At 78.0% G+C, this 5,079-nt stretch carries 5 protein-coding genes and 1 pseudogene; 3 read left to right on the top strand and 3 right to left on the bottom strand.

Features of this window, described 5'->3' with window-relative positions:
* Positions 1-8 precede the first annotated feature (8 nt).
* Entirely contained in the window at positions 9-1,457 is a 1,449-nt protein-coding gene (locus LG632_RS29445; protein WP_226730982.1) for a hypothetical protein, read from the bottom strand.
* Between the two features lie 77 nt (positions 1,458-1,534).
* Positions 1,535-2,059 carry a hypothetical protein gene (locus LG632_RS29440; RefSeq protein ID WP_374203634.1) on the bottom strand — a complete coding sequence of 175 codons (525 nt, stop codon included), beginning with the start codon at positions 2,057-2,059 and terminating at the stop codon, positions 1,535-1,537.
* Between the two features lie 106 nt (positions 2,060-2,165).
* Between LG632_RS29440 and LG632_RS29435 the strand changes: the two genes are divergently transcribed.
* Positions 2,166-2,435: a hypothetical protein gene (locus LG632_RS29435; protein ID WP_226730981.1), complete on the top strand. Its 270-nt coding sequence runs from the start codon at positions 2,166-2,168 to the stop codon at positions 2,433-2,435.
* Between the two features lie 77 nt (positions 2,436-2,512).
* On the opposite strand, the gene LG632_RS29430 is transcribed toward LG632_RS29435, so the two are convergent.
* The gene (locus LG632_RS29430; protein ID WP_226730980.1) at positions 2,513-2,956 is read right to left on the bottom strand and encodes a hypothetical protein; all 444 of its coding nucleotides are present in this window, start codon (positions 2,954-2,956) and stop codon (positions 2,513-2,515) included.
* A gap of 397 nt (positions 2,957-3,353) precedes the next feature.
* On the opposite strand from LG632_RS29430, the gene LG632_RS29425 reads away from it, so the two are divergent.
* Positions 3,354-4,361: a choice-of-anchor A family protein gene (locus tag LG632_RS29425; protein ID WP_226730979.1), complete on the top strand. Its 1,008-nt coding sequence runs from the start codon at positions 3,354-3,356 to the stop codon at positions 4,359-4,361.
* 485 nt (positions 4,362-4,846) lie between these two features.
* Positions 4,847-5,079, top strand: a pseudogene (locus tag LG632_RS29415) (hypothetical protein); the annotation flags it as partial.

Below are 5,079 nucleotides of genomic sequence, written 5' to 3'. Positions count from 1 at the left end.
TGGGCTCGCTAGGGCTCGGGGTGGGCGGGAGTCGTCGGGGGCAGGGACTTCGCCGAGGTGCGTATCCGCTCCGACAAGGCCGGCAGTTCGGCTCGTTCCGCCGCGTGGGCCAGGGCCGTGTGTTCCTCGCGTACGGCCGCGAGCTGGTCCTGCGTGACCGGGCGGGTGGGTGGCGGGAAGTGGGGGCCCAGGCCGTCCGTGAGGACGGTGGCGGCCCGGTGCAGGGAGTCCCAGGCCGCCTCGGGGCGTCCCGCCCGCCGCTCCAGCTCGGCGGCGTGCAGCAGGGCCGCGACGCGGTCGCCGGGCTCGTCCTGGAGGGAGGCGTACCAGCGCCACGCCCGGGCGGCGTGGCGGAACTCCCCGAGCTCCGCCAACTCCGGCCCGAGCGCCCGCAGCAGGGACCCGTCGGCGGGTCCGGCACCGGCCAGCAGCTTCAGGAACGTGGCCCGCGCCAGCTGCTCCTGCCCCTGGAACGCCGCCAGCCGCGCCCAGTCGAGCTCCGGCACCCGGTCCGGCGCGTCCCCGAACTCGGCCTCGTCCACCGCCCGCGCCCACGCCTCCCAGCCCGCCGCGTCCTCCGGGAAGCCGAGCCCGTCGACCGCGGCCCGCTGGTGCGGCTCCGCCTCCAGCAGCGCCCGGACCAGCGCGTGGTCGGCGGGATCGCCGTGCACCCCGACCAGGACGGCGGCCTGCAGGAAGTCCCAGGTGCCGTCCTCCTCCGCCGTACGCCGCAACAGCGCGCGCAGCAGCGGCAGATCGGCCTTCCGCCGGTCGAAGCGGGCGGCGCCCGCCACCGTCGCCCGCCGTCCGTCGTCCGCCAGGACCTCGGCCCAGCAGTCCTCGTCGGCCCGCATCCGGTTCAGATCGGCACGGCCCGGCGCCAGCACGGTCTCCCATATCGGCGGGCGCGGCAGGTCCGGCGAGAGCCGGTACACCCCGCCCTCCGCCGCGTTCAGCAGCAGGAACTCCGGTTCGGTGCGCAGCAGGGCGCGCGTCACCCGCTCCGCCAGCTCCGCGACCGGCAGTTGCCGCAGCCCGAGCCCGGCCAGCAGCCTGGCCCGGTCGTCCGCGAGCGAGCCCTCGTAGTACTCCTGCTCCTCCTCGTCACCCTCGGCGACCAGCGCGGCCAGCTCGGGCCCCGACAACGCCGGGTCGATCCGCTCGTACCACAGCCCGGCGGGCAGCCCGACGAGGTGCTCCAGCGCCTCGTCGACGCTGTCGCCGACGAGCGCGTACTCCCCCTCGGAACCGGCGTGGAGCACCTCGCCGCCCTCGCACAGGAAGTACGTACCGCCCGTGTCCGTGCCGGCTATCGGGGTCAGCGACGCACCGGAGGCCAGCTCGACCTCCTCGACGTGGTAGGCGCGCTCGATGTCGAAGCCGAACGGGTACGCGGCCAGGGCCGCCAGGTCCGGGCGCGCTCGGAGCAGATGCAGGGAACGGTCACGGTGCGTCATGTCGATGACCGTAACAGCGGCCTACGACAACCGGCCCCGGTCCGGCCGCGGGTGTGGACGACGCCGGACCGCGCCCCTCACCGGGGCGGTTCGACCTCCAGGAAACGCCGCCCGCGCGGCCCCCGGTACAGCAGGCACTGCCACCCCAGCCGCCCCAGCACCTCGGCGCAGGCCCCCAGCCGTTCCCGCTCCTGCGCGGCGGCCCCGCCGCCCGGCGGCCCGGCCCAGGTGACCCGGGCCCGGCCGGGGGCCTCGCCCGGCCCGACCACGTACCCGGTCGCCGTCCGCAGGGGTCCGTCGGCCGGGTCCACGGCCGACGGCGGCAGTCCGGCCGCCTCCAGCGCGAGGGCGACCGCGCGGACCGGACGCTGCCGCTCCCACGGCGCCGGCACGTCCGCGCCGGCCTCGCCGTTGACGGTGCGCCGGATCTGCAACAGCCCCTCGAACGCGGCCCGCACCTCGGCCGCCCGGGCGCCGGCTCCCGGCGCCTCGGCTCCCGGCGCCTCGGCAGCCCGCGAATCGGCCGCCCCTGTGCCGGCCGGTACCGTGGGCGCGGGGCCGTCCCCGGTGGCCGGTTCGAAGCCGCCTCCGCCCGCCGCCACCACCACCGATCACCTACCCCTCGTCGCCTCGACTGAGTACGTCACGTCCGACGACCTGAGTATCCCCTCCCATTCCCCGGCCGCCGCGCGCTGCTCGAATGGGGCCATGACCCGTACCGAGTCCGCCGCGCCCGCCCGGAACCCCCGCATCGAGCACGTGACCGCCGCCGGTTCGGCCCTGGCCGTGTCCCTGGTGCCGCTGGTACTCGGCGTCCTGCTGGCCAAGGCGATGGCCGCGGACCCGCTGACCCCCGTCAACGCGCTGATCGCGGGCGGCGGGCAGCGCGCCCGCATGGCCCCCACCGAACTCCGCCGCCGGGGCGGCGACGCCGTCCGCCGCCTCCGCGCCACGGCCACGTCCCGGCGCGCCGCCTAGCGCCTGCCGGCACGGCCACCTGGCCCGCGTGCCCCGCCGCGCCGGTACCGCAGCGGTACCGCGCCGGGACCGGCCCGTCACGGGCGGCCGTACTGCCCCACGCACAGGTCCACCACGGCCGGGGGCACATTGCCCTCGGCGGCCGCGCACAGGGCGTCCATGCCCGGCCCTGACGGCGGTACGCGCGGTACGCCGTGCTGGTGTTGGTGCTGGTGCGGGTGTGCCGGACGGGGTTTGCGGGGGACCCGCCGGGGCTGCGTCGGCTGGGCCGGGCGGGGGCGCGCGGGCTGGACGCGTTCCTTGGCCGGCTCCGCCGACGGGCCGGCATCCGGCGTACCGCCCGGCGGCGGCACGGGCGGCGCCGCGGAGCCCTGGGGCAGCTCGCCGAGCGGCAGCACCGGGGCGCCCGCCGGGGTGCCGGTGCCCCGCGACGGGGTCGCCTGCTGCGGGGTCACGGACACGCATCCGGCGCCGGCCAGGAGCGCGACGAGGGAGAGGGGCACGGCACGGCGCAACTGCATCTGCCCACCATGCCGTACGCCGGCCCGGCCGCGCCCGTACGGTCACGCGCACGGGTGAGGGCGCCCGAGGCACACCCGGGTCGCCCGACGGTCCGGACGAGCTGGTTCCGCGGCCCGGGGCGATAGGGGTCCCCGGGGTCCGGACGAGCGGATGGCGGTCGTCCGGGACGGCCAGGTGCTCCTGGTCCGGACACCAGGAGCCACCGTTCCGGACAAGCGGATCGCGGTCGTCCGGGCGCAGGGAACAAGCCGCGCGTGCGGCCGAGTCGTATGCCCTCCTGTGCGGACAGACAGGATGCATGGGGCAGCTCGGACATCCGGCTTGACCTGGACGTTCTCGGAGGGAAAGAGTGCGCCCGACCGAGCAACCGCAGCTGTTCCTCCGGAGCCGTCCGCCATGCCCCGCACCGTCCGCCCCGCCCTCGCCCCGGCCGTGCTCGTCCTCGGGGCGCTCGGGGCCCTCGGTGTCGCGCCCGGCTCCGGCGTGCCGACGGCCGGCGTCACCGCGACGGTCCGGTCCCACCCCACGGTGGCGCCGGACGCCACGTGCCCCGATCCACTCGGATTCGCGGGCCGCCAGGGCGAGTTCGTGGCCGAGGGTGACCGGCGCACCCGGGTCGGCGACGGGCCCGGTTCGCCCGACGTCGCCGCCGAGTTCCGCGCGCTGCGCGGGACCTCCGCCGCGCTGGCGTCCCTCGCTGCGGCGCAGTGGCGGCTGGAGGGGACCGTGCTCCATCTGCCGGGCCACGACGGACGGTTCAACGCGTTCAGCGTCCCGGCCGGCGTACTCGAACACGCGCGGGAGGTGCGGATCGAGGTCCCGGCGGGCGCGGTCACGACGGTCACCGTCGAGGGGACGGCCTACGACGAAGAGGCCGCGGGCGGACCGGGCTTCGCGGTGGCGGAGGCGGCCGGTCCGCAGGCCGGCGGTGTCGCGGCGGCCGACGGCCGACTCGGCACGCGGCTGCTGTGGAACTTCCCCGACGCCGTACGGCTCGTCAAGCGGAGCCCCAAGCCGTGGCCCGGCACCTTACTCGCGCCCGACGCGGCCGTCGACCTCGGCACGGCCGGGGCGGCCGGGGCGGCCGGGACGAGCGGCTCGGTGATCGCCAGGTCCCTGAGCGGTGGCAGTGGCTCCGCCGGGACCCAGCAGGAGCCGTTCACCGGATGCCTGCCGGTCCCCGGGCCCGCCGGACACCGGCCGGGCCCGGCCTCGACGTCCGCCTCGCCCGCCGCCACCGCCGACGGCGCGGGTGTGGTGGTGGGGACCGGACCGAACGGCTCCGCCGGTACGGACCTGGCCGTGACCGGATCCGCCCGGTCCGGCACACTGGCGGTCGCCGGGGGTCTCGTCCTGGCCGTGGGCGCGGCCATGGTGCTGATCGCACGGCGACGCGGGGCCTGACGACCGGGTCGGGAGCCGGCACCGCACCGCCGCGCCGGTTCCCGTACCCCTGCCTGGAGAAGAACGTGCCCCACCACCCTGACGGCCCCGGCCCGTTCGGCGACGACGGTCTCCTGGTACGGCCCTACGTCGCCTCTTCCGCCTCTTCCGCCTCTTCCGCCTCTTCCGCCCCGGCCACCCTTTCCGACCCCGCCGTACCTCCCGTACCTTCCGCACCTTCCGTACCTCCCGCTCCCGTCGCCCCACCGGCCACGCCGTACCCGGCCAGCGTCCGGCCGGACCGCGCCCCGGTGGACGTGCGAGCCGCGGGGACCGGCGCACGCCGCCCCCCGACCGGCGGCGGGGCCACGGCCCCCGGGTCCGCCGGTACCGGAGGGCGTACGGACGGCCGCCGTGCGGCCGCGGGGCGGGACGCCGCCGGGGCCGGGTGGGACGCCGCCGCGCCCGGGTGGGACGCCGCCGGGCCCCGGCGGGAGGACGGACCGGTGCGCGGCCGGAGGCGGGAGCGCGAGCGCGAGCGCGGGCTGCCCTTCGCGGTCCTCGCGCTGCTCACGGTCGGCGTCCCGGCGCTGGTGATCGGGGTGTTCCTGATGCTGCCCGACGGCGGTTCCGCGCCCCCGCGCTCCGGTCCGCCGGTCTCGGTCCCCGTGCCCGCCCTGCCCGCCCGCAGCCCCGACGCGACCACCTCGGCCGAGCCCTCCGCCGCCGCGCCTTCGGC

The sequence above is a fragment of the Streptomyces antimicrobicus genome, from assembly GCF_020532625.1.
Taxonomy (GTDB): Bacteria; Actinomycetota; Actinomycetes; order Streptomycetales; family Streptomycetaceae; genus Streptomyces; species Streptomyces antimicrobicus.
This window is presented reverse-complemented; position numbering and strand designations above follow the sequence as displayed.